Raw genomic sequence first — 1,762 nt, 5'->3', positions numbered from 1 at the left:
AACACATGAAGGTTGGTTATATCTTGCGGTAGTGGTCGATCTGTTTTCCCGTAAAATCATTGGCTGGTCGATGCAGGCCAGAATGACGAAGGACATCGTGCTGAACGCATTGCTAATGGCGCTGTGGAGGCGTAATCCGCAAAAACAGGTGTTGATACATTCAGACCAAGGCAGTCAATATACTAGCCACGAGTGGCAGTCATTCCTGAAGTCACATGGTCTGGAAGGTAGCATGAGTAGACGCGGCAACTGTCATGATAACGCCGTTGCCGAAAGTTTTTTCAAGCTTCTCAAGCGTGAGCGGATAAAGAAAAGGATCTACGGAACGCGGGAGGAAGCCCGAAGCGATATTTTTGATTACATCGAAATGTTTTATAACAGCAGGCGTCGACATGGTTCTAGCAATCAGGTGTCGCCGAATGAATATGAACAGCAGTATTATCAACGACTCGAAAGTGTCTAGATTACCCGTAGCGATTCAATTCTTAGACTAGCACTATCTATATAATTTTATACAACCCTCGCTTTTAGTGGTCACTCTGGTGGTCTTGACAGGGTGGGAATTGAGAGTTAGCTTGCTTATTAGCCAGTTACTGGCAAAGGCGATCCCAGTCAGAGGAGCCAAATTCAAAAAAGCAGATGTCCTCGGGCGTCTGCTCTTTACTTTATATCCAAGAAAATAACGCAAGAATCCTTCCCGATGCGTGTGCGTTTTCCCCGCTGTGTCGGCAGAATGTGGTGGTCAGATTTGGGGTCAGATTGGTTCGATAATGGAGTGACCCCCAAATGGCTCTTAACGATCTAAAAATCCGCAACTTAAAAGCATCCGCCAAACCTTTCAAAGCCTCCGATTCACACGGTCTGTTTTTACTCGTCAATCCCAACGGTTCACGCAACTGATATCTCAAATATCATATCAATGGTAGTAGCAGCAATCGCTTTTCTTTCAAACCGACTATTGCGCAAATGCGCCGCACCTTGGCCGGTGCGGCGTGTATCATTATTTCAGATTGGTATTGAAGAACGATGTCAGTTTCTCAAATGGAATGAGGTCAGTACGATCATACAGATCAACATGACCCGCCCCAGGAACGATGTACAGTTCCTTCGGTTGGCCCGCGCGTTTGTAGGCATCTTCGCTAAACTCCTTCGAGTGTGCCCGATCGCCAGTAATAAACAGCATTGGGCGCGGTGAAATCGTTTCAATATCATTGAACGGATAGAAGTTCATAAATTTGCCGATGCTGCTTAACAGTGGCTTGGTGGTCAGCTCTTCTTTCTCGCCTTGCGGCGTGTAGCCGCCTCGCGCGGTACGGTAGAAATCGAAGAATTCACGCTGAATGGCCGGTGTTGAATCATCCAACGTATTCACGGTCCCTGGAATATACGCCTTCTCTGCACCTTTAAATTCTGCGAATCGCTGCTGGACAGCCGATTGAATAAGGGCCTTACGCTGCTCTGGCGTCAGGGAATGATTGAGGCCATTGCGGAACGCTGAGCCCATGTCATACATACTGACGGTGGCTATCGCCTTCATACGTGGGTCAATTTTGGCCGCGCTAATAACAAAGCTGCCACTGCCGCAGATCCCCAGCACACCGATATTGTCAGAATCAACATACGGCTGCGTGCTAAGGTAGTCGACCGCCGCGCTGAAATCGTCAGAATAAATTTCCGGTGAAACCAGATGACCCGGCTTGCCTTCACTTTCCCCCCAGAAGGAGAGGTCGATCGCCAGCGTTACAAACCCCTGCTCCGCCAG

General features: G+C 48.4%; 2 protein-coding genes and 1 pseudogene. 2 read left to right on the top strand and 1 reads right to left on the bottom strand.

Features of this window, described 5'->3' with window-relative positions; translation table 11 throughout:
- A partial coding sequence (locus tag J5224_RS26565) for an IS3 family transposase (protein WP_264628163.1) occupies positions 1-463 on the top strand: 463 nt, incomplete at its 5' end.
- Positions 464-786: 323 nt separating this feature from the next.
- A pseudogene (locus tag J5224_RS26560) lies at positions 787-897 on the top strand (Arm DNA-binding domain-containing protein); the annotation flags it as partial.
- A 103-nt stretch (positions 898-1,000) separates the two neighbouring features.
- On the opposite strand, the gene J5224_RS26555 reads toward J5224_RS26560, so the two are convergent.
- Positions 1,001-1,762: alpha/beta hydrolase (locus J5224_RS26555; RefSeq protein ID WP_264628162.1), on the bottom strand; the 762-nt coding region annotated here is incomplete at its 5' end.

The sequence above is a fragment of the Candidatus Symbiopectobacterium sp. NZEC135 genome (assembly GCF_025962695.1).
Note: the sequence above shows the minus strand (reverse complement) of the source record. Positions and strands in the feature narration are given on the sequence as shown.